The sequence below is a fragment of the Xanthomonas citri pv. mangiferaeindicae genome (genome assembly GCA_002240395.1).
Classification (GTDB): Bacteria; Pseudomonadota; Gammaproteobacteria; order Xanthomonadales; family Xanthomonadaceae; genus Luteimonas; species Luteimonas citri_A.
Window position 1 is genome coordinate 1,034,983 of the sequence record CP016836.1, and the last position, 26,784, is coordinate 1,061,766.

A 26,784-nucleotide genomic window follows, 5' to 3' on the forward strand; every position below is an offset into this window, starting at 1 on the left:
TCTGCCCATGCTTCGTTCCATCCCGTTCGGGCTGCTGTCAGCCCGCGGCGCGCCGTGCGCCTTTCGATCGTCGGTTCCGCTCGCCGGGCTGATGGCCCTTGCGCTGTCGCCCTCCGCGCTGGCGCAATCGCGCCCGCACTCCGATCGCTCGCCCACCACGCTCGATGCCTTGCAGGTCCGCGGTCAGCGCTTGCACGCACTCGACACGCCCCAACAGACCGGCAGCCGCCTCGACCTGACCCAGCGCGAGACGCCGGCCTCGCTGCAGGTGATCGACCGCGAGGAGATCGCGTGCCGGGGCGCTCGCACCACCCGCGAGGCTCTCGCGCTGGCGCAGGGCGCGATGGTCGGCAACGTGCCTGGCAATCCCGCGGTCGTGACCCTGCGCGGTTTCAGCGGCAACACCGTCTCGGTGCTGCACGACGGCGTGCGCCTGGGCGCATCGACCTTCGTTACCCGCGATCTCGACACCTGGTCACTGGAACGCGTGGAGGTCCTGCGCGGCCCGGCCTCGGTGCTGTACGGCGAAGGCGCGATGGGCGGCGCGATCAACCTGGTCACGCGTCGGCCCAGCACAGACGGCACCGCGATCGACGGCATGTTCGGTATTGGCAGCTTCGGCACGCGCCGCGCCGGACTGGGCCTCAATCAACCGGTCTCCGACACGCTCGCGGTTCGGCTCGACGCCGGTGGACTGCGCGCCGACAGTCTCTACGACATCGAGCGCAACGCGGTCGAGACGTCCACGTTGTCGGCGAGTGCGGCATGGACGCCGCGCGAGGCGCTGTCGATGCTGCTCTCCTGGCAACACGCGCAGGACAAGAGCACCGGCACCTATCAGGGCGCGCCGATGATCGCCATCGAAGACGCGATCGCGCCATCGCGCGTGGTGCGCAGTGCCGATGGCCTGGTGATCGACCGCGCCACCCGCCACACCAACTACAACCCGATCGGCGCCTACAGCGGCGCTCGCAGCAACCTGCTGCGCTGGAACACCACACTCGCGCTGTCGCCGACTTGGCAATTGCGCAACGACCTGGCGCATTACCGCGCCGATCGCGACTTCGTCTATTCCGACGACTGGCGCTACGACCGCAGCACCGGCCTCTACGCCCGCGGCGTGCAGCGCGTCTTCCACGATCACCGTTTCTGGAATGAGCGGCTGGCCCTCGCCTACGACGGCCCGCTTGCGGGGCGGCGTAATCGCTTCACCATCGGTGTGGAGATCAACGACACCAACTTCGTCAATCCACGCCAGAGCGGCGCCACCACGCCGGTCACGCCGATCGACCCAGTGCTGGGCACATTCCCCGGCGCCGACTCGGCCGCCTATACCAGCGACCAGATCTTCCGGACCGGGCTGCGCACGCATGCGGTGTTCCTGGAAGACGCCTTCAACCTCACGCCGCGCTGGCTGCTGGTCGGCGGGGTGCGCTATGAGCGGATCGACCTCGACCGCAGCATCGACGACCGCATCAGCGGCACCCGGACGACGTTCGCGCCGCGCTACACGCCGCTGTCGTGGCGCCTGGGCAGCGTGTTCGACCTGCGCGACCACCTGCAGTTGTACGGCCAGGTCTCCACCTCCGCCAGTCCGGTCTCGAGCATGCTCACGTTGCAGACCGCCTCGGGCCGCTTCGACCTGACCGATGCACGCGCGGCCGAAGTCGGCCTGAAGGTCGAAGCCTGGGAGGCACGCCTGTCGCTGACCGCCGCCGCGTACCGCATCGAGCGCGACGGCATCCTGACCCGCGATCCGGCCAACCCGATGATCAGCGTGCAGGGCGGCCGCCAATCCTCGCAGGGCCTGGAACTGGCAGCCGACCTGCAGGCCACGCGCGGCCTGCGGCTGGAGGCCTCGACCACCTGGGGTCGTGCGCGCTTCGATGAACTGATCGAGGCCGGTGGCGCTGATCGCCGTGGCAAGCGCCCCAGTAATGTGCCCAATGGCACTGCATCGCTCGCAGCGACGTATCGCTTTGCCACCATGCCCCTCTCGCTCGGGGCCAGCGGCCACCACGTCGGCGGCTTCTACACCGACAACGCCAACACCTACTACGTGCGCGGCCGCACGACCTTCGATGCCTGGGCCGGCTACGACTGGCCTCGCGTTTCGCTTGCACTGCGCGTGCGCAACGCCGGCGACGCCCTCTACGGCGAGTATTCCGGCTACCCGGCCACCCATGTCTACCTCGGTGCGCCGCGCAGCGTCGAGATGACCCTGCGCACGCGGTTCTGAGACGCGCATGGCCACCTCCACACCCGCCCTGCGCCCCGGCAACGATCGTTACCGCCTGTTCTGGCGCTGGCACCTCTATGCCGGCTTGTTCGTCGCGCCCTTCCTGCTGGTGCTCGCGGTCACGGGCGCGATCTACCTCTTCAACGACGAACTCAACGACGCGTTCTATCCGCAACTGCGCTTCACGCCCGCGCCCTGGGCGCAGCGTGTGCCGCTGGGCGACATGATCGACGCCGCCTACGCCGCCGTACCCGACGCCACGCCCACCCGGATCGACCTGCCGGCCGACCCCCGACGCGCCGCGCAGGTGCATCTGGCGATCACTGACGGCGCGAGCCGCATCGCCTACGTCGACCCCGGCGACGGCACGGTACTGGGCGTCCTCGCACCCGCGCGGACACTGGTCGGCATCGCGGACCGGCTGCACGGCTCGCTGATGCTCGGCACCTTCGGCCGCTACGTGATGGAACTCGCGGCGTGCTGGACCGTGGTTCTGATCGTCAGCGGCCTGTATCTGGGCTGGCCGCGCGCAGCCGACGGACGCGGGTGGCGTGTCGCACTGCCCAACCTGCGCAGCGGCGGCCGCATGCGATGGAAATCCATCCATCGCGCTACGGGACTCTGGGTCGCACTGCTGGTGCTGTTCCTGGTCGCGACTGGCCTGCCCTGGGCGGTAGTCTGGGGCGGCTGGATCCGCGGCGGCGCCGAACTCATCGGCGAAGGCTACCCCGCCGTCTACCGGCGCTACGCCGCGCCGCAGGCACCCCAGGTCGGCGATGCCTTCAACGATGTGCCGTGGACCCTGCAACACGCACCGATGCCGGCCGCCGGTGCAACATCGGCCCACCACGACCATGCCACCCTTGCACCGGAACCCGGCGCCCAGCACTGGACGACGACCGGCCTGGAACGCGCGATCGCCCACGTCCGCGCCGCCGGCACCGACGACGAACTGCGCGTGTTCCTGCCCAGCGAAGCGCGCGGTGCGTTGATGGCCTACACCTATCCCGCGCGGCCGCAGGGTCAGGTGACCTACCACTTCGACCGCGAAGGCACGCTGCTGATCAGCACCGGCTTCGACGACTACGGCGTCGTGGCCCAGGCGATCGAACTGGGCGTGCAACTGCACATGGGCAACTACTTCGGGCGTCTCAACCAACTGGTGATGCTCGCCGCCTGCATCGGCGTGGTCGTACTGGTCGTGACCGGCACCACCATGTGGTGGCGCCGCCGCCCGCCTGGCCGCATCGGCGCACCGGGCAGCACACGCATGCCGACCCGTGCCCTGCTCGCACTGCTGCTGATCTCGGCCATTGCACTGCCGCTGCTTGCCGCCTCGCTGCTCGTCGTGCTCGCCTTCGACCGCTGGGTGCGGCCGCGTGTGGCGCTGTTGCGGTGGCTGCGGTGAGTGCGCGCTGCCGGACCGCTGGACGTATGCGCATCCGGCCTCATCATGCGTGAAATGTAATGTTATTACATGATAGATTGCGCGCCCGCGCCGGCCCAGAGGCGGGCACCTCCCCCATCCCGACGCAATCCCCATGCCCGCCCACCCCCTGCATCTCGCCCTGATGGCCGCCCTGTCGAGCGGCGCCGCCCACGCCCAATCGGTCGACACCACGATGGGCGCCCTGCATGTACACCAGGCCCGCGGGCAGCTGACCGCACACGAAGTGCTGACCTCGGTCGACGTGCTCGGCGCCGAACGCATCGAAGACCAGACCGTGGCGCAGAGCTGGGAACTGCTCGGCCAGATGCCGGGCATGCAGCTCACCGAGACCCGCCAGGGCGCCGAGTCGGGCAAGGTCAGCTTCCGTGCGTTCAATGGCGAGGGCTATCTCAACGCCATCAAGACCCTGATCGACGGCATCCCGAGCAACGTCAACAGCGGCAACCAGCGCTTCATCGACATGCTGTTTCCGCTGGAGATCGACTACATCGAAGTCGTGCGCGGCACCAACGACCCGCGCTACGGCCTGCACAACATCGGCGGCAACATCAACTTCGGCACGCGTCAGGGCGGCACCTACACCGATGCCCGGCTGACCTACGGCAGCTTCGCCACCCGCCAGGCACAGCTCGCCGTGGGCCGCGAGCGGGGCGACGTCGCGCAGAACTACTTCGTCGGCGTCCAGGCCTCGGACGGCTATCGCGACCACGACCACTCGGACAAGTACGCACTGGGCGGCAAATGGTTCTACGGCAGCCTCGAGGACGGCATGCGCATCGGCCTCACCGCACGTGCCTACCGCCACCAGGCCGACGAACCCGGCTTCATGACCGCAGACGAACTGCAGGCCGCCCGCCGGCACTCGGCGCCGCGCAATGCCCATGACGGCGACGACCGCAGCATGCGCCAGTTCGGCCTGCACATGGACCTCGCCCTGACGGAAGCACTGGTGCTGGGCACCAAGCTCTACCACAACCGCTACCACGACGACCGCCGCATTACCTTCAGCGACGTGCCCACCGGCAACGCCCCGCGCCAACGCCGCGTCTGGGACGAAACGCAATCGGGCCTGCTCGCCACACTCACCTGGGCGGCCCACCCGGCCCTTACCCTCGAAGCCGGCGCGAACCACGAGCAGCAGCACAACGGCTACGTGCGCGAACGCTTCGCCTACAGCCTGCCGACCGACTTCGAGGCCGCACCCGCACGCATCCAGAACGACGACCACCACACCTTCAACAACGTAGGCGCGTACCTGCAGGCGATCTGGCAACCGGCCGCGTCCTTGAAGATCGTGCCGGCCTATCGCATCGACCGCTTCGACGGCGCCACCCAACTGCCCGGCGGCGTGCGCGCCCCATTGCAGGACTACGGCACGATCGGCCAGCCCAAGCTCAGCGTGGTCTACGGGCTCGATGCCGACACCAACCTCTATGCCAACTGGGGCCGCACCTTCCAGGTGCTCACCGGCAGCACGTCACCGGCCTACCTCACGCCCGGGCAAGCAACGATGCGGCCCTCCACCAACACCGGCATGGAGGCCGGCCTGCGCTTCAGCCCATTCGCCGGCACCCGTGGGCGCCTGGCGGTGTGGCAGCAGGATGCCGAGAACGAAATCTCCAACATGCCCGCCACCGGCACCACCGTGGTGCTGGGCAAGACCCGCCGACGCGGCGTGGATTTGCAGTTCGATGCGCAGATCGGCGAACACTGGACCCTGTGGGCCTCGCACGCCTACCAGGAGGCGAAGATCGAACGCGACGGCCGCGCACCGGGCGTGTCGATCGAGGGCAACGAAGTCGCCGCGACGCCCCGCACCATCAGCAACCTCGGCCTCGACTATCGCGCCACCGATGCGCTGCAGTTCGGGCTGCAAGGCCGGGCGCAAGGCGACTACTACCTCGAAGAGCGGAACCTCACCGACAAGTTCGGCGGCTTCGCAGTGCTGGATCTGAGCGCCAAGCTCCGGCTCACCCCGCGCACCAGCGTGGACGTGCAGCTCCGCAACGTCACCGGACGCGAGTACGTCTACGCCTGGTATGACAGCTTCTTCTGGGAAGAGGCCCGGCCCATGTTCTCGCCATCGGCGGGGCGGAGTGCGTTTGTATCGGTGACGGTGAGGCTGTAAAGGAACGACGCACCTCGCAGCCTCAGCTGGCCGCGCGAACCGGGTGGGCGCGCGTGGTGCGTCTCGATACCGGACCTGAGCGCGCCGAACTCGTCGGCTGTGGACCTAGCCCCATCGGACAACCAGACTTTAGTCGCGCCGCTGATACTGTTCCTGGTCGCCACCGGCGACCACTGGTTGCGTCCGCGTGAGCTGCTGCGGTGGCTGCGGTGAGTGCATCTGTCGCTGTCCATGAAGGTCGTGCTAACCCGTCATATCGACGACCCAGCCTCGAAGCTGCAACAGCAGCTTGAACGCATCCAACAGTTGCCCAAGGCAAGACCGCGCATCGAGAGCGAAGTGCTCGACTGGTCGCTCGCACAATCTGGATTGCTGGTCGCAACGATCGCGGCCCGCAAACGCACATGGTCCGCATCGCGAGCCTCGTGCTTCATGGTCGATTGCCCCCGAATGCGCTCCGCCAATACGAGCCTGTTGGTCGATTCACGCGAAGCTGAATGACAAGGAGCATCTCAAGCCTGCCAAGTTGGAGATCACCGAAGAAGGAAAAAAGCCACCCTCCTGCTCCTCCGAATTCTTGACTGGCCACAGAATATCGATCTCCAAGAACTCCGGCGCCACAGAGTCGCGAACACCAATCAATCGATCCAACCCGCCTAGCTCATCGAGAAGAAGAGGGATGACCTGATCTAACCTGACATTCGGATCAAGAGCCAAAGAGAACCTAGCAAACGATCGCTTCAAAGTGGCCTTCACACCGGGCCTCATCGTACTTCCGCGAAGACCCTTCTCGCTCGCTCGAACACCAAGCAACTCTTCGACCCGCTCCGGAGGGCATTCAAGCCCGCGAAAGATCAAGGCGACTTCTTTGTGAGCTACCGTCGACAATGCAACTCCCCTTCTCTGCACCCGCCCCCATCCCGCAGCCAGTTACGTTCAGCAAGCGGCCTCCGCCAGGCGAAAGCACGACGCTTTCCTTCATGGCCATCTTTCATCCTGCCAAAGCCGACACCAAATAGATCACGGCCGCATCAGAACACGAGACTACTCCAGCACAGTCGGATCGCTTTCGACTCTCCGAGAATGATGAAATGGCCACACACTAGGGCCTGTTCTGCAGACAGACATTAGGCGGGGCGGTCAGCTTCGGCGACATGCCGAAATGAGCATCAAAGATCTTCCTCACCCAACGATCAGCTTCGGCGATCTCCTCCTCGCTATGGGGAAACGCCGGCCTCATCAGAAGGTTGTCGAGGTAGCTGGCGAATCCATCCGCGGCCCCCATCCTGAGAAGACGATTCATCTTGTAGATCGTGAGCTGATCGCCAGCGGTGATCTGAAAAGGAAGGCCTCGCTCTTCGACGAGCGTAAGGTCGGCCACTCTCAGGACCTCGACGATCCGCCAATCCCCTCTCGACAAGGCGGCCTCGACGTACTTGGGCGCACGATCTGCGTAGTCCCGATGCTCCTGCGCCGTCCAGGGCCTTTGCAGTACGAAGTTGGAATTGACGTAGCAAATCTGCGCGTCCAGGTCGCCCAACTCTGCTGCGCGCATTGTGCGCTCGAAGTTCCTCTGCTCGGCCTCGCTTGGGCCCAGGGAGACGCACGACGACAACTGCGCTTGGTCAGCCGGCGCGGCGGCCCGTATGAGCGCCATCCGTCGCTCGCAGAAGGCTGCAACATCCGGATAGTCCACCTCGTTCACGCTATTACAAAGGCCAACCTGATGCTCCGCCAGCGCAATCCTCCGCATCGCCATGACGCATTGATTCGCATCCTGGAAATCCTGCGTGGCGGACCGTTTGAGGTTGGCGAAAGCGGTGTCAGGCGCAGCAGGCCTTGAAGTGACGGGCAACGGCAAGGCGGTTTCTGCGCCAGCATCATTGACGCCAGCAGACGAGATTGATTCTCTGGAGGGCAGCGCCTGATCTACAGCAGCGGCATTCAGCGACGCCGGTGCCAACAGGCTGCGGTACAGAAGCGCAGCAGCTGTTAACGCCAGCGCCAAGACCATTACGACACTTGGGAGACGGCGATCAGGCATTTTCATGGACGCTCATTGGAGGGCGAGCGCAGTGCCTGCTACGTTCTGAACAGCAGCCCGCTCGACCGGCATCATCAACGACGGGCAGTAAGCGTACAAGGGTGCACATGGTCGACATCGCTGCTCATAAGACAGACCTGGCTTGCGCAAGCCGCATTGAGATCTTGCCATGAAGCGGCGCCGATATGACCCGCGAATCCTCGCGATCGCGCTATGCGCGATGGCTGTGCAGCCCGGCTGTCGCCTCGAGCATCAGGCCGACATTGCCAACGTTCGGCTCGCACGCACCCCGCCCACGGACGAACCCCTTATCTATGCCCTCGCACCTCTTCGGGGCACGGTCACAGTGAGCCACGGATGCCTGAGCCTGAAATCCACCGATCGAGGCACCGTCGTACTCGTCTATCCGCACGACTACCGGCTGGGAACCGTGAACGGAAAGCTGAGCGTGCTCGATTCTGACGGTGGAGCGGCTCTGACCGCCGGCCGCACGGTCGAGATCGGCGGCGCATTGCTGGATGCTGAGCCGGCGGCGAGGACGTTGACCAAGGAGGACAGAGAGCACTGCAAAGGCCCCTTCTTTCTCGTGCTGCCACAGCCTGCCAGATATCTGTGATCCAAAGCCGAATACCGCACGGCGATCGGCGTTCGAACTGTGGGCCGACGCATGATTCGACGCCACGGCAGCTTGCCCGTCATAGCGTTGCTAATGCTCCATTCGCGTCTACGCCCCCTACGCCTCCTCACCACCATAAAAGTCCAACTTGAGCCCCACTGACACGGCCCCTAGCGCAGCAAGGACCTCGGCCGTGAAGTAGACGAGCATGTTGCTCTCCGAGTAGATGCCCACGAGAAAGAAGCACTCGCCTTTCGTGCGAACCAGTTCCTTGACCTGTCCCAATGGCAGTTGCGCAAGCGAGCGCTGAAGAAGCTCTACCAAAGGCGCCTCCTCCGCTGAAGCAACCCCTCCGGAAATGTCAAAACTGACCTCAGTGGTTGCGTACGTCCCGCCGAGGCTTTTCCCTGCCCTGGTAACCCGCGCTTCTCCAGCGGACCTCGCATACCTGACCGGGAACGCAAAGTTCGACCCGATCGCATCGGCCGAGATCTCGGGATGGGACACATGAAAGCTCAATCGATAGCTACTTGGTGCCGTCATGACTTCAAGTCCTCAAGCGTCCCTTGCCGCGCCCATCCAGCACCTGCGTTTACACCCAAGGCCTAGCCAGCGCAACGCCAAACCAAGTCACCTGAGGATTGCTTATTGATGACCGATCCAACAGGATCCTGCTAAAGCGCATACGGAAATATCAACGCCCACCGGCATTAATGACCCAAACTTGATAGACCTGCTCACGCACGATCCCACGTCTGATGAGATCGCACTCATCAGGATCGAAGGGCGCAAATGGTCATCCGCGCCGGAGCAGGCAGATCAGCTCAGGAAGATCAATGCCTACCTGCACCTCATCGAAGGCGGCGACCCGGTGCGGCGCTGCCCCCAGGCTGCGGGGAAGCCTGTACGGACGCAGCTTGACTGCAACCCACGCGCCCGACGACGAGGCGAAGCACCTCATTAAGGAAGTGCAGTAACGTCTGCGCCGCGGGGTACCCCCTTGCAATCACGTCGTCGCCGATGCAAGCCAGCGCGCTTGGCTGGTCACTTCGCGGCAGTTGCGCAATCTGCGTCGCAGCCAGTCCTCGACAAGGCTAGCACCAACGCAGGGCGCCGCCAGGCCCCTACCCCTCACCCGCCTCCCGCTGACGCTGCCGCTCGAGCGCGTCCTTCTTCTCTTGCTCGTCCTTCTTCGCCTGGTCGTGGTGCCACTTGATGGCGTAGAACATGCCGACGCCGAGGACGACGACCTTGAAGATGATGAAGACGATGGGGAACCAGTCGTACATGGGAGGATGTCCAGGTCTCGACGCCACTTGTCGTGAGGCGCGGAGTTGGCCTCGCAACGCCGCGTGGGCGGGGCAGTGGTATCGCAAGGTTGTATTTTAGGCCTCCCGTCTCGCCGCTCCGCGCGACAGTTTGTCGCACCTACCAAGCGATGAGGCGCGCGTTCATCGGGACGCGCGCATGCGCGTGCACTGCATACGCGGCAGCTGCGAGCGTCACCTCGGAGGCGCTTCTCCACGACGAGCCCGTGCCCCCACCCGGCGCACTGGGTGCGCCGACCGCCTCGGCACCTGCGGGAGGCGGTGATCCCCCAGCGATCAGCCGCTCCAAATAAAATGAGACCGCGTCGTCAATGCGCGCCTGCCCGCCTTTCCCCAGAAGCAGCCTCGCCCGCCAGATCGTTGTAGGATCCGTAAGCGCCTCACGCCGAAGGGATTTCTGCGATGAACGCGGATTCGAAAAGGATCTACCTGCATCGGACGCTCAAGCGCGCGCTGCGCGCCGGCCGATACGCGCCGGGCGAACACCTGGACGTGGCGGCACTCGCGGACGAGCACGGGGTCAGCGGCGCCCCGATCCGTATCGCGCTGCATCAGCTGCTGGGCGAGGGCCTGATCGAGGACCAACAGCGCGAAGGCCTGCATGTGCCGCTGCTCGACGAGGAGGAACTGCGCCAGCGCTACGAGTGGATGCGGCGTCTGACGATGATGGCCTGTGAGCCCCCCACGCGGCCCTGCGCCTCAGCCACGCCGATCTCCACTGCGCGCACGCCGGACATCGCAACGCAGACCTGGCAGCTGTTCGACAGCATTGCCGAGCAGGCGGACCTGAAGGACCTGCGCACCGCAATCCAGCAGACGAACGACCAGCTGGCGCCCATCCGGCACGCCAAGCTGAACCTGATCCCCAACGCTGCAAGCGAGCTTGCCGAGCTGGTTCGGCTTTGGCAGAAACATGATCTGGCAAACCTGCAGGCCGAACTGCACGTCTACTTCGAGCGCCGCAAGATGCTGGTAACGCGCATCGCGACGATCCTGCGGGCGCGCCATGCGCAGCGGTAGCGGCTTGTCGCAGATCGCGCTGACGACGAGTTGTCATAGGCCGCCACAGAACGTCCTTTTTTTTTGCCGAAACGGAGTTCCGCCATGGACGCGGTTGCCACGAATCGCACCTTTCTATTCGACCACATCCAACGCGCGTTGCGGGAAGGCCGCTACCTGCCTGGGGAATGGATCGATCCCGTCGCACTGGCGCGTGAGTTCAACACCAGCGTCATGCCTGTTCAACACGCGCTGCATCAGCTGGCAGGCGCTGGCTTGATCGTGATGCATCCGCGTGGCGACTTCCATGTGCCGATGCTCTTCGAGCCCAACCTGGAAGAACGCTACCACTGGATGAAGAGCCTGCTGCTCGAGGCGATTGACCGAGGCGGCACGGCCCCACCGGCGGCGGAACTGCCCGCGGTTCCAGACCCCCAGAACACCCCAAATGCCGCCTGGCGGCTATTCGACGCCATTGCGAATGCCACCGCGTCCGCGCACTTGAACACTGCAATCAAACGCACCAACGACCAGCTCGCCCCGGTGCGCCATGCCAAGCAGGCCTTGCTCGACGACGCCCACGACGAAATGGCCACGTTGTACGAGCATTGGGCAGCGCGGGATCTCGCGTCACTCAAAGCCGGCGTGCGCACCTACCATCGCCGGCGCATCGCGATGGTGCCGCAGATCGTGCTGCATCTGGGAAAGAAGGCGGCGAGCGCCCGCTGACGGGCCGACAACAGGCAAACAGATGAACACGGGGCGTTCGCGACCGCTGTCACAAACCCGCACATATCACCTCGTGAGCACCTAATAATCATTTGATAAGCATCGCGGCCGGTTCCTACGTTGGCGCTGCCATGGATGTCCATGGCGTCACGAGGAGCGAACCATGAACAGCAACGACAACACCCGCACCCAGGTACAGGACGACGTGATCGAGCTCGGCGTTGCGAGCGTCGAGACGCAGGGCTTTCCGGGCATGCCCACCGAAGGCGTGAACCTGCGTATCGCACCGGGCATTTCGGAAGAGTGACCGAACGGGCGCACCGAAAGGTGCGCCCACGGCCGGGACACCACCGATGGCCTACGCCCTTCGCCACGACCTGTCGTACTGCCTGATCGACGGACGGGCGATCTTCCTCGACATCGAGAGCGATCGCTACTTCCGGCTCGGGCCCGCCCTGGAATCTGCATTTCTTCGCCACACCGGCGGCAAGCCTGTTGATGCGGCCGGGCTCGAAGCATTGGTCGAACGCCGAATCCTCACCACCGCCACGACCGCCGAGCAGCGCGCCGAAGCGCAATGCCCCACGCCAAGCCGGAGCATGCTCGAGCTCCCTGCAAAGGCACGGACACACGGGTTCTGGACGCTGCTTGAGGTCGCGGCGATCGTCGTACGCACACGTCGGCACCTGCGAACGCAGGCGCTCAAGACCATCATCGACGCACTCGAGCGGAGCCGGATACAGCACGCCGTACGCGCCCCACTTCCCCAGCATGAAGAAGCACGGCTGCTCAACGCCGCGGGCACATTCGTCAGCGCGCGGCTGCAGGTGCCCATTGAGACCTGCTGCCTGCTCGACTCACTCGCCATGACAAGATTCCTGACAAAGCGCGGGTTCGCGACGAACATCATCTTCGGCGTCATCGACGATCCCTTCTCCGCCCATTGTTGGGTGCAGGCCGGCGACCTGGTGCTCAACGACACCGTAGGCAACGCCATGTCGTACACGCCGATCCGGGTGATCTGATGCCCTACCGTTACCTCATCATCGTGGACGAAGACCACGCAGCGGCCACGGCTCACGTCGAGGCCGGACCAAAGCTCACTCAGGCAGGCTTGTCGCTGCGTATGACCAGCGCCACGGTGAAGCTGTACGCAGACCAGAGCACCCCGGTTCTCAAGCTTCAGAGCGGCAGCGCGATCGTCGGGCATCTGTTCCGACGGGATGGCACGCCCGTGCGCCAACCGGCGGACCTTCCCAAGTTCGGCAGTGCGGCGGACCTGCGGTCTGTCCTGCTGACGCACTGCTGGGGCGACTATCTGCTCGTACAGCCGGATGATGCTTCAAGCGGCGCCTTGGCCGTCACGCGCGATCCGTCCGGCGGCGTGCCCTGCTTCTATGCGCTTGGCGCCAGCGGTGGCTTCTTGACCTCGGATATCTCGCTGGCGACGCGCGCCGGCCTGTATCGAAAGGAGGTTGACTGGGACTTTCTGCCGGTCTGTCTGACCTACCCCCATGCGATGACCGCTCGCACAGCGCTGGCGCAGATCACCGAGCTGCTGCCGGGCTGCACGCTGCATGTGCGCGGTTCGAAGACCGACGTCGAACAAATCTGGTCACCCTGGGATTTCGTCACCGACGCGCGACGCCGCCAGAATCCGGACGAGGCCGCGCGCCACGTTCACGACGCCGTGCTGTCATCGATCCGGGCTTGGTCTGAAATCGACAGCGACATCCTGGTGGAAGTATCAGGAGGCCTCGACTCTTCGATCATCGCGGCGTCTCTCACCACGACAAGCGCGGAGGTGAGCTGCCATACGCTGTTCACGCCGGTGCCTGGGGCGGACGAGCGGCATTACGCCGCCCTGGTGGCGAACATGTTGGGCGCCCCGCTGCATGCCCGCGAGCTCGACTTCCCGACGGCCCGCTTCGACGCTGCGCCACCACCGTGGTCCGTGGCGCCGCGGATCAACGTGCTCCAGCACGCTCTCAACGAAGCGATGGCCGTCGCCGGCGGCAGCGAGACCAGCCCGGCCCATTACTCGGGTGGCGGGGGCGATGTGATCTTCTGCTACCTGGGCAACGCCGCACCCGCCGCCGATGCGGTCAGGGCGCGTGGCCTGCTCGCAGGAGCGCGGACTATCGGCGACCTGTCGCAGCTACACCAGTGCACCCGCTGGAAGGCCGCCCGTCTCACCTTCAACAAGCTGATGCGGCCACCCAAGGCGGCCTACGACGCCGACCGCGCGCTTCTGCGCGAGGACGTGCCGAACATCGCGCTCGACACCCACCCCTGGTTTCAAGCACCCGATGGCGCACTCCCGGGCGACCGGGAGCGCATCCAGTACCTGGCGGGTACCCAGCTCTACCGACATGGCATGTGGCGCGGTCCCACACGGGCGCTGCGCCTGCCCCTGCTGTCGCAACCGGTCGTCGAAGCCTGCCTGACGGTGCCCTCCTGGATGTGGGTGGCCCAGGGCAGAAATCGGTCCGTCGCGAGGGCGGCCTTCGCGGACCGCCTGCCCGCCGAGGTGCTCAACCGCAAAAGCAAAGGCGACTTCGCGCAGTACCTGGGCGCCGTCTACCGCCGGAACAGCGAGCGAATGCGCCGCTTCTTACTCGATGGCGAACTCAACGCCCGCGGCATCCTGGCGACAGACGAGCTGGACGCCTTCTTTCGCAGGACCTTGCCGCCCCGCGACCAGTCCTTCTTTCGCATCCTCGACCTGTGCATGATCGAGAACTGGCTCCGCCACCAGCACTAGTCACCTTCCGGGGCTGGCCGCCTCTGCATCTTCTGCTTCATGTGCTGCCAACGCGCATATTGCGAAGCCTTCCCGGCGCCGTCACGCTCGACGCCTTGCAGCCAGAAGCAGAACCAATCCAGGTTGCGCTCGTAGGCCGCCAGCTTGTGCTGCGGCTCGAACTTCATGTGCGGCGCGGTTGGGAACAGATAGAGGTCGGCCTGATCGTCGCGCACCATCGGAATGATGTAATCCAGGGCATACAGGTACTCCTGCTCGGGCATCTGCAGCAGCACCGGCGCCCTCACCTTCTGCCGGTTGAACGCCAGCGACAGCCGCTTCCACGCGTCCGGCATCGCATCCGGCGCACCCAGCCCCCAGGCCGCCTGCAGACCGGCCGAGAACCGCTCGCCCTGCAAGCTGCCCATCAGGTGATACAGCGGCGTGACCGCGGGCGATGTCACCGAAGCCGCGGCCAGCAGATCCGACTCCGCAGCCACCCATAACGTGACTTCGCTGCCGAAGCTGAAGCCTCCCATCCCCACGCGTGCCGGATCCACCACGCCCTCCCCTGCCAGCAAGTCCACCACGCTCCGGACCGCAGACATGCCTTCGTCGTAGCGCGTGATCGGGTCCGGCTTGTGCGGAAGCGCGGTGATGCACAAGGCGGCAATGCCGGCCTGCGCAAAGGACGCCAGCGGCCACTCATCGCCAGTGCCGCCACGCAGAAACCCGCTGCAGGTGTAGTACGTCACGAACAATGGGCGCGCGGACGTGGCCTCGCCCTGCCCAAGCAGCAGCTGGCCGGTGAACTCGCGGCCTTCGGCATCCCGCCAGCGCAGGAACCGGGACGACACCTGCTGCGCAAGATCGAACGCGAGCGACGCATTCGGATCGAACAGCACCTGCCGATCTCCGGTCTCGATCTCGACGCGTTCCAGACGCGGCGGACGGTCGGCGTCCGCAGCCACGCACAGCAGCGCATCGGTCGATATCCCGCACGCACTCGCCACATCCCGCCCGCCATTGAGCAATCCGTGCGAAGCCACCACGGTTGTCACGGCGCCCGTCTCCACATGCCAGCGGGAGATCGTCTGCGCCCGCCCCTGCTCCACGGCACTCGTGGTGAACAGCAGCTCATTGCGCCCGGGCCGCCATTGCGCACTCGTGATGTCTGCCTCGACGCAGGCAGGCGCTGTGCAGCGGGTGGTCTCGCGTCCCCGCGGGTCCAGAACCGTCAGCGTCGCGACCGGCTCGGTGTACGGCCCACCGGGCGCGAACGCGCGCGTCAGGGCGGCGGTGCGGCCGCTGTGCGGGTCGCGAACCAGGGTTCGCTCCAGCGGCGCGGCCCCGGCCGCGGGGTTGACCGGCGCCTTCGCCACAGGAGGCACGAACTCGCGGCGCTCGCCCGTTCGCAGGTCGATCTCCAGCCAGCGCTCCGGCACATCCTCCAGCAGGCCCTCGCGATCGAAGCCGAGCCCCGTGAACCGCTGCGTCGCCAGCCGTCCCTCGTGATGGCCCGAGCGAAAGACGCCCTGCCCGATCGGAATCGACGCATCGACATGGATGCCGCGTTCGTACTCCGCCTGCTCCGCGTCGGCGATCTCCGCGCGGGGTGCGCCCACGCTGTACTGCAGGCTCGTGCCGTCCTCGCTGAGTCTGAAGTCACGGACGTTCGCCGACTCGCGCGTCACCGGTTCCGCGCCCGATCCATCCGCAGCGGCGCGCCACACATCGATGCGCCCATCCAGCAAGGCACGGTAGAAGAGCCATTGGCCATCGGCAGACCACTGCGCAGCGGCGGGCAACGCGCCGCCCGAACTGTTGCGCAACGGCACACCGCCCTCCGCGATCCTGCGCGGCGGCGCCTGACCATCCACATCCTGCACGTACCACACCGAATCGTAGGTGTTGCGTTCGACAGAGGGCTGATCCGCCCGGAAGGCCAGCTGTCGCCCATCCGGCGAGACGACCAGACCGGAGAGGTCCACCACTTCTACCAGACGACGCGGAGACACTGCCGCCGCATCGAAGGGCGCCACCACCATTGCCAATGCCACCGCCAACAACATCGCCGCGCGGCCATGGCCCACACAGAACATCACCATCCCATGCTCTCCTTACGAGGCATCGATCGCGGTCGCCCGCCGGGGCAACGCGCACTCGTGCCGCAGCTCAGAATCGACGTGTGATCGACAGATCGAGGCGCCGCCCGATGCCCGAGTAGTTGGTCGAGTCGTAAGGCAGCCAGGTCGGATCGGTGGGCCGATGCCACGGCGGCGCACGATTGAACAGGTTGTGCGCGGACAGCGAGACATCCCAACCGGTCAGTGGGTCGCGCTGGCTGTCGAACGCATAGCGCAACGTGAGGTCGGCGGTGGTGAACGAGGCGGTCTTCGTGCCCTCGACCGTGCTGCGCACGCCGCTGGTGTAGTTCGCGAACAGCGATGCACCGAAGCCGCCTTGCTGCCAGACCGCGCCGACCCGCCCATTGACCTTCGCCGGGCTGTACAGCGTGCCGGCCAGATCGAACGCGCGATCTGCGGGGCTGTTCTCGCGTGAGCTGTCCAGCCAGCTGCCTGCCCCGCGGACGGTCAGCCGCCCGGGCCCGAGATCGAACCGGTAGGCGCCCGACAGATCCACGCCCCGGATCCGCTCGCGGGCCACATTGACGAAGTGGGCGTATAGCAGCGCCGTGACATCGGTGGGGTCGTAGCTGGCGCCGGTGTAGTTGTAGAAGCCCGCCGCCGCCTCGATGATCCGCGCCTGTCCCTCGGCGGTGGGCGCGCGATCGACGAACGGCGCGTAGATGGGATTGGTCAGCGCTTCAGCGTAATTGCCCACGGGCTGCACCACGCGGTCCGTGTAATCGATATCGAATACGGTCAGTTCCGCCTCCAGCGCGGGCAGCGCACGCGGATGCAGCGCCAGCGAGCCCGTCCACGTCCGCGCGCGCTCGGCGTCCAACTGCGGATTGCCGCCGAAGACCGCGAGCACCGTGGCATCGCTGTCGGCACTGCCGCCGAACACCGCCACCGGATAGAGCAAGGCGTTCTGGCGCTGGTACTGCTGAAGCAGCGTCGGCGCCTTGAACGACCTACCCCATGAAGCCTTGAGCGTGTAGTCGCCAGTGGGGCTATACACAAGCCCGAGCTTCGGCGTGGCGACACTGCCGAAGCTGTCGTACGACTCACGCCGGACGGCAGCCGTCAGCGTCAACCGCTGGGGCCCGTTCCCGTCGGGGCCCGCCAGCAACGGCAAGCTCAGCTCGGCATACGCGAAGCGACTGCGCTCGTCTCCTTCGATCAAGCGCTCGCCGGACACCACATTGCGCTGGACAAAGTTGTTCTCCCGCTGGCCCACGCCTGCGGCAAGACGCGCCTCACCGCCGGGCAGCGCGAACAGCGGCCCTTCCACCCCGGCCTCATAGGCGCGGCTCTCGTTGCAGTAGCAATCGTCGTACGGCGACGGCAGCACCTCGCCGGTGGCGAGCATGGTCATCCATTCCTCCTGGACGCGCCGGTCGCGCCCCCACGTGGCGCCGACAGCCAGCTGCCAATCGTCGGCGAACGCGATGTCCAGGCTTGGCGCGATCAGTGTGGTGGTGGTCACAGGCGAGAACCGGCTGTAGTAGCTGGAGATGCCGCTGAAGTACGCCGCGGACCGCTGCTCCCGTTCGGTGCGTAAGGCATCCAGGCGCAGTTCCACCGCATTGCCAATCGACTGGTGCGCGCTGACCAGCGCACTGCGCAAGTGGCTGCCCGGATAGATCGTGGTCGGCGCGGGCATGTACGCAGTCAAGGCCCGCTGGCTGGCCAGGATGGGATCGGCAGACGCGTACTTGTAGGTCGCAATCAGGCCGCCGTTCGACCAGGCCGAGCCCGCTGTGGCGGTGTAGCCATGGCTGGACAGCCCGCCATCGGCGGTGCGCCCGTACCGCGCACCGACCGCCGCACCCGTGTACTCCCGCTTGAGGATGACGTTGCCCACACCACCCACGGCATCGGAGCCGTAGATGGCCGACGCGCCATCGGCCATGATCTCGATGCGCTCGACCGCGTCGACCGGGATCGCGTCGATATCCACCGCTTGCGAGAAGCCACCGTAGGCCATGCGCCGGCCATTGAGCAGCGTCAGCGTCGCATCCGCGCCCAGGCCCCGTAGGTTCAACGACGAACCGCCGGTGATGTTCTGGTTGGCGACGCCCCCTGCCCCAGCCGTGGCCCCGGCCGCCACACCGGGGTTCTGCCCACCCCCGAAGTTCTGCGGCACGCTGCGGATCACCTCGCCCAGGTCACGGAAGCCTTCCTCCTTGATCCGCTCGGCACCGAAGGCAATCACCGGCGACGCCGTGGTGCCGCCGCGGATGCGGGTGCCGGTGACCTGGACGGTGTCGAGCTGGGTGGCGGCGGTGTCGGTCTCCCGGGTGTCTGCGGGTGCATCGGACTCACCCGCCGCGTCCGTCTCCTGCGCTAGAGCGTTAGGCGCCGACAGCGAAAGAACAGCGACGCCCAAACACGCTAACGCCAATCGCATATCAGGATGCCAAACCACTTTCGTGCGAGGTGCAGGCACGGCGCTCGTATCGGCCTTCGCCGGCAAGTAGCTTCCCTCATTGGGGCGTCTCTCCAGCGTCGACAGTACAAGAGCGTGGCCGTCCATATTACTTCTCCGGAACGGGCAGCTGCCGCATTGCGCATGGGCGCATCCATTCGTATCGAAACAAAGCGCATTGCTACATTTAATGTAGCACAAAGGGCCAAAGCTCAGCGTCCGCATCATCGGCACACATCCCTTCTAAGTTCTGGTTTGCCTTCCTCGAGAGCAGGCCGCCCAGCTAGAACTTGCCTGCTACATTTACTGTAGCATACATGCTGCGGGTACGGAAGCCATCCTGTCATTGGTACAGGAACGACTTCGATGGCTCATGGCGCCTCGCATCAAACTCATGTTCACCAAGCGGCTGAAAGAGGCACGCTTGGCCTCGGGACTCTCACAAAGAGAACTTGGAAGACGAATTGGTCTGTCGGAGGATGTCGTGGCCAACAGAGTCACAAGGTATGAGCGCGGAACCTCCGAGCCCGACTTTGAGACAACTAGCAAGATGGCCAAGGTACTCGGCGTCCCGTTGGCCTATCTCCTAGCGGACAACGACGTGCTGGCGGACATCATCCTCGCAGCAGCAAGCCTGCCGCCTGGAGAGCAGAAGAAGCTTGCTGCGAAATTGAAGTCGAAGGGTAAGCGCTCAGCTGCAGCGAAGTAACTCAATCTCCGCCGAGCTTCTCTTTAATCCAGTTAGCGAGATCCCTGCGCTGCTTTGCTGAAAGCGACGAGAGCGCCAAGACCACGTCGGCCGTAGCATCATCCTCTGCCACCAGATAAGCCATTGGTACTTGCAGTGCTTCCGCAAGCTTGGCGAGCCCGTCTAAGTCGATCCCACTTGACTCTCTTTCGTAGCGGTTGATTCGGCTGCTGGCACGCTCTCTATCTAGCCCCATCATCAAGCCCAGTGCTCGCTGGCTTTCGATGCCACGCAGCTCCCGCGCCTGCTTGATGCGAGCGGAGAAGATAGCTCGGGGAGAAGCCTTCGACACGTGATCTGATGCTTAGAACGGGGGCCATCAGCATGCCTTGCTCCATTCCTGCGCGGCAGTCTCTTCATGAAATGTAGCACCCCCGCGTGCCGCTAACCAGAGCCGCCGCCTGGGCGATCTGGCTTCATCTGAAGACTAGAGCCCCCTAGTACCTAGGTAGGAAAATTCCGACATGCCATTGCGGAGGAGACCGATGGCGGCATCCATATGGGAAGATCATCCTCTACTTACGCCAGCAACGCGTGATCCCCGCCACGAGCGGGTCGCCAGACACGCGGGCCAGGGAACGGAGCACCCCGGCTGCTGGCACCCCCTTCCCCCCGCGAACGTAGTCGCGCCTGATCGCCGCTCGGGCACAAGCATCTGTCCAGCCCTCACGAAGAGACCTCGCTCGCGAACAGTGCAAGCTTCAAACTTCACCTTCGCTAGGTGCAAGCTCGAACAGGCGCAAAGCCACCTCTATCCAAATCTGCGTCGAACCTTCGCCACCTCGGCAATCCGCAACGCTCAACGCGTGGATCTCGCGTGCCAGCTCAGTTGTCTGGAGGCATCACTTCCCCAAGTCAGAGGGGCAATTTCTTGAAACCTCGTAGCCATCTGCCGTCATACCCTCCGATCTGAGGTCGATGGGCATATGATGGCTCCATGCCTGTCTCCGACGACCTCGCCTTCAACCTGCTCCGCGCTTTTGCACAACTAGAATTTCACCTTAAGCAGGACGCCGGCTTTCTGAAGGCCGGCCCCCACCAAATGGCCCAAGTGAACTGGCAGGCGGTGGAGGCTGCGTTGACCCAGCTACAGCAGGCCGAATTCGTGGAGCGAGTTGCGAATACGACGCGGGCAAAGATCCTAGCTGCACCCCGCGACCTCCCTATGGTCCAGATAGTTGAGGTCACTGAGCACTCGCGTCGGGCAACTTTCACGCGGTTGGCCCTCGACGCGACGGACGCCGTCGCTTTGATCGAGGCAGCACGGCGCGTACGTAACAACCTCTTTCACGGCGGGAAAGAAGAGCCCCATCTCGGCGACGACGACGAATGGGCGGCAACTGCGCTAGACGTTACCGAAAGGCTGCTTCGCCTGATCGCGTCCAACCAGCCAAGTCTCCACAAGCACGACAATAAGAAGGACCTAGCGCCGGGGGCAGGCCGACATGCTTCAATGCACGCGCCTAGAGCTCCGCCATAAGCATTAACCTCACGCGCATCGGCGATCTGTGTGGCGCCGAGAATCATTGACTCAGCTCCCGGCCTTCGAGGTCATCAGCTCGAAGTTCTTGCTAACGACATTCTACGCAGTTAAGTATCCAACTGGCTTGAGAGCCCAGTTTTGAACGAGACCGGTGCCTGAGCATGAAGATGTGTCCCAGCGAAGAGAGGATTTTCGACTTCCTGAGTCGGAGCACGGCTCGACGCCAGGACCCGAGCCCCGACTGTGCACTGCAGCTGGCCGCCGTGCGAGGCGCCAACTTCTGACGTAGAGTCAGCGTGCCCGACCATCAGGCAGCTTCCCCTTAAACACTTCGTTGCGGTGGATGGCGAGGTAGTGTCGCAGGCGCTTCTTAGGCTTAGCGCGCAGACACACCTTCTTTGGAATCAGGCCGGCGCTTAACAGCATTTTCCTGACACCATTGTCCGCAAAGATGGCATCTCCCATGTCGTCGAAAGTCATCAATCCGGCATCAAACAGCAGGTCCAGCGTACCAACCAGCGGTAGGCCGTTGTGGGGGTCAAGGCGTGCTTCCTTACCTCCAGGAAGCCGCTCCTCTATCGCGACTTCGTGCGCCCATGGCTGGGCATGCGAGGCACGGACTAAGCTCAGTACAGCACAGCCTGTCACGGCACAGCGGCGATTCCACAACTTCAGCATTTCGCGACGGAACGTCCCTTGCCCGAGGCGTGCTTCCATCAACCGCAGCCGCGTCGTTTCACTGCCTTCCTTGTCCATCTCATGGAGCAGAGCGCTCGCTTGCGGGCCTGGCGTCTCCGCCTCACGATACGCAGAGGGCATGCGTGATCTCCCATTCACACGGCGACTATATAGGTCCGGGTGGTACCTCCTCAGCTTCTCGCTTACCTGTTCCATTACCACTTGGAACCGCTCGCTTTCAGCGGAAAGCGTATCCAGCGGAAAGACCAAGCTGTCTAAGGCATCACTAAGGGACAAGCCCCGGACAACTGCCTCAAGCACCTTGCGGTCTTTCTTGCTGCCTATTGTAAAGCGCAGCACGTGACGTTTTTCAACGCGACCAATTGAGAGAAATGGGCAACCGTCTTTATCTGGTGCCTTGGTGCCAAAAATTATCGTGCGACGACCTTGCATTCCGTTCGTTGTCGAGTACTTGGCCAAGTATGCATCCACCGGGCCAAGTGAACGCCGCAGGCCAGCAACGGCCAGATCAAGTCCATTTCGCTCGATTGACGTCAGGCGCAGGTCCATGACCTCCTCATCCTTGCTCAGCAACATCCGTCTTCTTCTCCACTAGGTCACGGAGCCCCACGAAGGATTCCCGTCAAATGAGCTGTTCACAAAATCTACTTCTGATTGGACTGGAGCGCCGCCGCGTCTACTAAAGCTCACTAGAAAAAATGCGCAGCCGCAGCACACTCAAGCGTTGACGGACAGCGCCAAAATGGTCTAGCCGCATCTAGTGTTGCCGGCTTGGTCGGGACTTATGCATCTTTTCGCCGGACTGTGCACGAAGGACTCGGCATTTACAATAGGCTCCTAAACCCACCTGCTTGGGTAATCCCCCCGCTTTTAACGGCCACCGGAAGTGGAGCTATGCAGCCATCGCCAGCTTCATTGCTGGAGTGGTGCCACCGAGTGCAATATTCGGTCGCTCGTGGTTGTACGTCCAGAGTCAGCGCGTGGCCTTGTCTGCACCTGCTCGATCGTGTCGAACAGGGTCGGTGCCAGCCAGGCGTAGCGTACTGTGCGGTTGTAGCGCTCAACATAGGCGTTCTGCTGCGGCTTGCCTGGCTGGATGTGCTCGATCCGGATGCCGCGTTTCTGCGCCCAACCCAGCAACGCCCCACTGATGTACTCGGGGCCGCTGTCGCAGCGAATGACGGTCGGTTTTCCCCTCCACTCGATGATCTGCTCCAGCGCTCGGATCACCCGGGCCGATGGCAGCGACAGATCGACTTCGATGCCCAGCCCCTCGCAATTGAAGTCATCGAGCACGTTGAACAAGCGGAAGCTACGACCATCGGCCAGTTAGTCGTGCATGAAGTCCATCGACCAGACCTGATTGATCGTCCCCGGCACTGCCAGCGGCTCGGGCCTCTCGCGCACCAGCCGCTTCTTCGGCTTGATCCGAAGGTTCAACTCCAGCTCCCGGTAGATCCGGTAGACCCGCTTGTGGTTCCAGACAAAGCCCTTCACGGTGCGTAGGTACAGGTAGCACAGGCCAAACCCCCAGTCTCGATGGGCTGTGGTCAGCCCGACCAGCCAGTCTGCGATTCGAGCGTTCTCTTCGCTGGTCTTGGCCTGGTAGCGGAAGCAGGTCTCGCTCACCACGAAGGTCTGGCAGGCGCGCCGGATGCTCGTGCGCCCGTTTGCAATTGCTGATCGGGCCATCTCGCGTCGCTGAGATGGCCTCACCATTTTTTTGCAAGCACTTTCCTTCAGCAGGTCGGTGCTGAGCTGGGCCTCGGCGTACATCTTCTTCAAGCGCAGGTTCTCCTCCTCCAGCTCTTTCATACGCGCGACCATGGATACCTCCATGCCGCCAAGCCAGCGGCGCCACTTGTAGAACGTCGCCGAGCTGATGCCGTGCTCGCGGCACAGCTCCGGTACGGGTGTTCCGGCCTCGGCCTGCTTGAGCACGGCGATGATCTGGCTGTCGGTGAATCGGGACTTCTTCATGGAGCCTTCTCAGGAAAGGGTACGAGAAAATTCCACTTCTGACGTCAGCTACCCCCCCCGAGGCAGCGGGTGGGATTACGACGTCTCGTCTTACCTAGAGAGACAGTCCAGCGCTATTATCGCTGCCTGGGCGACATCGATGACGTGACTCAGCCCTCGATTATCCTATCGAGGGTATCCATCAGTGGTTGTGCTAACAACAGGGGATGTCATGAAAAGTGTGATCGTAACGACAAGGGATGAGCTGGAAGTGGCGAAAAACACAAGGGCCCAGGAGATTGTCGTTTTGGGAAAGTTGGCTGACGACCTGAAGAAGACGCGAAAGCTTGCAAGACTCGGGGCTGCGGGCGTTGCTGCAATCGCCGCTGCCGTTGGCTTGGCTCCGGTTACCGGGGGGATGAGTACGCTGGGGTTGGCGGCTGTAGCCACAGTCACTGGATTGGAATTAGCGACAATTATCACGGCAGCCGGTTTAGGTATCGCATTGATTTTTGCGATTCACAAGGACTACAACGTGGACTTTAGCTGCAAGGGGGTAGCGAGATTTCGACGAAAGGAGGAGAGGTGATGCTCCCCATCGTACCGTGAGCGCCCTATCTCTTTGCATGCAGAACATGCAATCACCATTTCCAACGGAAGATCGACTTGGGCCTCTTCTGTCCCAGCATGCAAGTCGCTGTCCGTGATGCCTCGCTTAGTCTGTAAGTAGTGCCCGGTGGCCGTCATGAGCTTGGCGGCCAATCAGATTATGCTCCACGGCGCGCGCAATTACTTGCGGGGGATTACCGCACGACTCCGCGGCCGGCGCCAAGCGCAAAGCCGCTAGGGCGGCAAAGCATCGGCAGTCGCAGAAATCCCTGGCGCCACAACCAGAAAAATCTGACACGCCCCTGCGGCGCCCACCGACGCCCATCCTGAGCCGGAACTTGCATCCTAACCTCCGTCAGCAACGCGCGATCCTTGCCTACGGGCCAGTCGCCAGACGCGCGGGCCGGGGCAAGGAGCACCCCGGCTGCTGGCGCCTTACTCGCCAGCGGCTAAGGCGGTCATCGGCAGCAATCGCGTTTCGATCGCCGCCTTCCCCAACGACGCCCCTGGTTCTTATGACGCGATATCCTCTGCCAAGGGGGAGGCGCTGATGGCGTTTTGGTGGGTCAATCACAAGCAGACACGCGATCTTGAGGTTCGCGGGGGCTACCTGTGGTCGCCCTTCCGAAACGCGAATGGCGCGTTCAATCAAACCTACGAAAACATGACACTCGTTCGACCGGGCGACCTGGTGTTCTCGTTCGCAGACGGGCAGATCGGCGCGATTGGTCAAGTGACCGAAGCCGCATCCGCCACCCAAAGCCGACCGAGTTCGAAGATGTCGGGCCCCCTTGGGGCAATGAAGGCTGGCTGGTCAACGTGTACTTCACGCCAGTGCCCAAACCGCCCCGCCCAACGGCGCACGCGGCGACCATCGCACCGCTGCTGCCTACGCAGCACTCGCCTATTCGCAGCGACGGCTACAGCAACTCAAGCTGCTATCTCGCAAGCATCTCGAATGCACTGGGCCACAGGCTGCTCGACCTTCTGGGGATCGAAGCGACGGCAGTGTTTGCGTCGCGCCACACCGTCTAGGATGCAGTCCAGACGCCTCGCTGCTCTTCGATCACAATCAGATCGATCGCAATCGCAGCATCTCGCAGCCCAGCGCCAGCATCTCTCTAAGGCACGCATGAAACAAAGGCATGTTCCGCACTCGCATCCTGCTGGAAGACTCTGGATGCAAGCGGCCAGCATCTATGACGAGCGTCTGCTGGTCGCCAGTCGTATCAAGCCTTGCCACGAATCCCGAACGCCGCAATGGCGCAAACGGCATCATGCCATCCCGACCTATCAATGCACACCTATGGAAGCACCTCCTAGCCTTCGAAATATGGTGGGCAGATTCGGATTCATAAGTCACCGCCAGAAACCTTTCTGGATCTTTTCTTAAACCACGCGCAAAGTTTGGGCGCTTCAGGCTCAAGCAACCGTCGCTCCTGGACACACCAGTGCAAGCGCCTCGCTCAACACCCCCAATCTTCCCAGTCCGAAGTAAAAGTCAATAAATTAACACTAAAACACTGTAATTAGTTACAAGGACACCTAGCTTGTATGACAAGAGCTAACTAACATAAATCCACCAAATACGATCCAAGAAAAAGCAAACAGATAGCTTCAACACCAGAGCACCAGAACTCCAATGCGGAGTCCTAGCTGAAGTGCAAGCACTGCCAGACAGAGCCGAGATCCTCATTATGTATTACCTGAAAAGCACATTATACTTTCCCACCCAGACCTACCGGGTGCACATAGGAGAGTCTCGAAGCCCCCTGACGAAGCGTGCGTGCGCGTCACGCCCCGGATAATCCACAACCCCATTGATAATATTAATGCTCACGCAACCTGCGCAATACTTTTCCTTCTTATAAACAGTATCGCCTGGGTGATGCTCCGAACACCTCTCAGAGAGCTGTGTGCAGGATATATATGCATCCCCAGCGTGCCGCCTAACGGCATCAACCACTTCCTTACGTGGATTATCAAACCTCCCTCTTCCGCTTGAGAATATCACGCTAGAAGGGCGGAATTTTGCGCATATGCGCCGCACAAAGTCGTCGACACTAGCGTCTCCAGCGAACCCTCCATGATGCGGATATACAAGAATATCGGCACTCATGTCAGACCCATTCCTCTCTAGCTCAGTTAGCGCCACGTCGTCCATGTCACCCGCTAGGACTGCAACGCCCTCTCCCCGATCGCAAACCCGAATCACGGCACTGATGGAGTTGCTAGTAATTTCACGTCCACAGCGCCCCCTATTTCCCACTCCCAAAGCTGCCAACGCAGGCGATGGCGAAAGCACATAGAAAGAAGAATCAACTGTCCCAGGAACGTTTAGCTCGCCCTCTGTCAGACCAACGACAAATTCAACCTCGCCCCTGACCTGCGCATCCTGTAATACAAAAGCAAGATCCCGCCATGATTTTGTATGTTTCAATCCGTCCGCATTAAGA

15 protein-coding genes and 1 pseudogene are annotated in these 26,784 nt (G+C 63.4%); 10 read left to right on the forward strand and 6 right to left on the reverse strand.

Annotated elements, in window-relative coordinates:
* Positions 1–7: 7 nt before the first annotated feature.
* The 3 genes from BEN78_04445 (at position 8) to BEN78_04455 (ending at position 5,817) form a co-directional block, all read left to right on the forward strand.
* Positions 8–2,239, forward strand: coding sequence for a ligand-gated channel (locus BEN78_04445; protein ASR44905.1), 2,232 nt, complete (start codon positions 8–10; stop codon positions 2,237–2,239).
* Between the two features lie 7 nt (positions 2,240–2,246).
* A complete protein-coding gene (locus BEN78_04450) occupies positions 2,247–3,647 on the forward strand; it encodes a hypothetical protein (protein ID ASR42747.1) in 1,401 nt (466 codons plus the stop codon).
* A 133-nt stretch (positions 3,648–3,780) separates the two neighbouring features.
* The gene (locus BEN78_04455; protein ID ASR42748.1) at positions 3,781–5,817 is read left to right on the forward strand and encodes a TonB-dependent receptor; all 2,037 of its coding nucleotides are present in this window, start codon (positions 3,781–3,783) and stop codon (positions 5,815–5,817) included.
* A gap of 483 nt (positions 5,818–6,300) precedes the next feature.
* Here the strand turns inward: BEN78_04455 and BEN78_04460 are convergent, their stop codons facing one another.
* A complete protein-coding gene (locus BEN78_04460; GenBank protein ID ASR42749.1) occupies positions 6,301–6,585 on the reverse strand; it encodes a hypothetical protein in 285 nt (94 codons plus the stop codon).
* A gap of 334 nt (positions 6,586–6,919) precedes the next feature.
* On the reverse strand, positions 6,920–7,576 hold the full coding sequence (locus BEN78_04465) for a hypothetical protein (GenBank protein ASR42750.1): 657 nt from the start codon (positions 7,574–7,576) through the stop codon (positions 6,920–6,922).
* 505 nt (positions 7,577–8,081) lie between these two features.
* Here BEN78_04465 and BEN78_04470 point away from each other — a divergent pair.
* Positions 8,082–8,477 carry a hypothetical protein gene (locus tag BEN78_04470; GenBank protein ID ASR42751.1) on the forward strand — a complete coding sequence of 132 codons (396 nt, stop codon included), beginning with the start codon at positions 8,082–8,084 and terminating at the stop codon, positions 8,475–8,477.
* A gap of 117 nt (positions 8,478–8,594) precedes the next feature.
* On the opposite strand, the gene BEN78_04475 is transcribed toward BEN78_04470, so the two are convergent.
* Positions 8,595–8,984, reverse strand: a complete 390-nt coding sequence (locus tag BEN78_04475; GenBank protein ASR42752.1) for a hypothetical protein — start codon at positions 8,982–8,984, stop codon at positions 8,595–8,597.
* A gap of 1,223 nt (positions 8,985–10,207) precedes the next feature.
* Between BEN78_04475 and BEN78_04480 the strand changes: the two genes are divergently transcribed.
* The 4 genes from BEN78_04480 (at position 10,208) to BEN78_04495 (ending at position 14,297) form a co-directional block, all read left to right on the forward strand.
* A complete protein-coding gene (locus BEN78_04480) occupies positions 10,208–10,825 on the forward strand; it encodes a hypothetical protein (protein ASR42753.1) in 618 nt (205 codons plus the stop codon).
* Between the two features lie 84 nt (positions 10,826–10,909).
* Complete coding sequence (locus BEN78_04485; protein ID ASR42754.1) at positions 10,910–11,533, forward strand: hypothetical protein; 624 nt, start codon at positions 10,910–10,912, stop codon at positions 11,531–11,533.
* A gap of 353 nt (positions 11,534–11,886) precedes the next feature.
* Entirely contained in the window at positions 11,887–12,558 is a 672-nt protein-coding gene (locus BEN78_04490; GenBank protein ID ASR42755.1) for a hypothetical protein, read from the forward strand.
* Positions 12,558–14,297, forward strand: coding sequence for a hypothetical protein (locus tag BEN78_04495; GenBank protein ID ASR42756.1), 1,740 nt, complete (start codon positions 12,558–12,560; stop codon positions 14,295–14,297). The genes BEN78_04490 and BEN78_04495 overlap by 1 nt, the downstream gene beginning before the upstream one ends.
* On the opposite strand, the gene BEN78_04500 is transcribed toward BEN78_04495, so the two are convergent.
* Together BEN78_04500 and BEN78_04505 are read right to left on the reverse strand one after the other, a co-directional pair.
* A complete protein-coding gene (locus tag BEN78_04500; GenBank protein ID ASR44906.1) occupies positions 14,294–16,279 on the reverse strand; it encodes a dipeptidyl aminopeptidase in 1,986 nt (661 codons plus the stop codon). The two genes, BEN78_04495 and BEN78_04500, sit on opposite strands and share 4 nt — an antisense overlap.
* 172 nt (positions 16,280–16,451) lie before the next feature.
* Positions 16,452–18,812: a TonB-dependent receptor gene (locus BEN78_04505; protein ASR42757.1), complete on the reverse strand. Its 2,361-nt coding sequence runs from the start codon at positions 18,810–18,812 to the stop codon at positions 16,452–16,454.
* A gap of 1,703 nt (positions 18,813–20,515) precedes the next feature.
* Between BEN78_04505 and BEN78_04510 the strand changes: the two genes are divergently transcribed.
* Positions 20,516–21,058, forward strand: a complete 543-nt coding sequence (locus tag BEN78_04510) for a hypothetical protein (protein ID ASR42758.1) — start codon at positions 20,516–20,518, stop codon at positions 21,056–21,058.
* 1,614 nt (positions 21,059–22,672) lie between these two features.
* Here BEN78_04510 and BEN78_04515 read toward each other — a convergent pair.
* A pseudogene (locus BEN78_04515) lies at positions 22,673–23,479 on the reverse strand (transposase).
* A gap of 472 nt (positions 23,480–23,951) precedes the next feature.
* On the opposite strand from BEN78_04515, the gene BEN78_04520 reads away from it, so the two are divergent.
* The gene (locus BEN78_04520; GenBank protein ASR42759.1) at positions 23,952–24,308 is read left to right on the forward strand and encodes a hypothetical protein; all 357 of its coding nucleotides are present in this window, start codon (positions 23,952–23,954) and stop codon (positions 24,306–24,308) included.
* Positions 24,309–26,784 lie beyond the last annotated feature (2,476 nt).

Excerpts from the sequence above, each read along its gene's own strand:
- BEN78_04445 (ASR44905.1), top strand. The coding sequence starts at position 8 with ATGCTTCGTTCCATCCCGTTCGGGCTGCTGTCAGCCCGCGGCGCGCCG.
- BEN78_04450 (ASR42747.1), top strand. The coding sequence starts at position 2,247 with ATGGCCACCTCCACACCCGCCCTGCGCCCCGGCAACGATCGTTACCGC.
- BEN78_04455 (ASR42748.1), top strand. The coding sequence starts at position 3,781 with ATGCCCGCCCACCCCCTGCATCTCGCCCTGATGGCCGCCCTGTCGAGC.
- BEN78_04460 (ASR42749.1), bottom strand. The coding sequence starts at position 6,585 with ATGAGGCCCGGTGTGAAGGCCACTTTGAAGCGATCGTTTGCTAGGTTC.
- BEN78_04465 (ASR42750.1), bottom strand. The coding sequence starts at position 7,576 with ATGGCGATGCGGAGGATTGCGCTGGCGGAGCATCAGGTTGGCCTTTGT.
- BEN78_04470 (ASR42751.1), top strand. The coding sequence starts at position 8,082 with ATGGCTGTGCAGCCCGGCTGTCGCCTCGAGCATCAGGCCGACATTGCC.
- BEN78_04480 (ASR42753.1), top strand. The coding sequence starts at position 10,208 with ATGAACGCGGATTCGAAAAGGATCTACCTGCATCGGACGCTCAAGCGC.
- BEN78_04485 (ASR42754.1), top strand. The coding sequence starts at position 10,910 with ATGGACGCGGTTGCCACGAATCGCACCTTTCTATTCGACCACATCCAA.
- BEN78_04490 (ASR42755.1), top strand. The coding sequence starts at position 11,887 with ATGGCCTACGCCCTTCGCCACGACCTGTCGTACTGCCTGATCGACGGA.
- BEN78_04495 (ASR42756.1), top strand. The coding sequence starts at position 12,558 with ATGCCCTACCGTTACCTCATCATCGTGGACGAAGACCACGCAGCGGCC.
- BEN78_04505 (ASR42757.1), bottom strand. The coding sequence starts at position 18,812 with ATGCGATTGGCGTTAGCGTGTTTGGGCGTCGCTGTTCTTTCGCTGTCG.
- BEN78_04510 (ASR42758.1), top strand. The coding sequence starts at position 20,516 with ATGCCTGTCTCCGACGACCTCGCCTTCAACCTGCTCCGCGCTTTTGCA.
- BEN78_04520 (ASR42759.1), top strand. The coding sequence starts at position 23,952 with ATGAAAAGTGTGATCGTAACGACAAGGGATGAGCTGGAAGTGGCGAAA.